At 29.4% G+C, this 204-nt stretch carries 1 pseudogene; it reads right to left on the minus strand.

Annotation, left to right across the window (positions count from 1 at the left end):
* Window positions 1-204 (minus strand): annotated as a pseudogene (locus tag BUE91_RS02025) (sugar ABC transporter substrate-binding protein); the annotation flags it as partial.

Below are 204 nucleotides of genomic sequence, written 5' to 3' on the forward strand. Positions count from 1 at the left end.
TTAAATAATGGTCTTGAAACAGATACTTCATATCCATCTATAACGGCGTTTATAGCTTTTTTATCTAAATCAGATAAATCAACTTTTGCATAATCTTCTTTAGAAACATGTGGCATAACTTTACTTGTATGTCTATAAAAATCTGCAGCACATTCAGGATTCATAATCTCAGCTATTACAGCTTCAGATAATGCTAATTTATTC

The sequence above is a fragment of the Streptobacillus notomytis genome, assembly GCF_001902585.1.
GTDB lineage: Bacteria > Fusobacteriota > Fusobacteriia > Fusobacteriales > Leptotrichiaceae > Streptobacillus > Streptobacillus notomytis.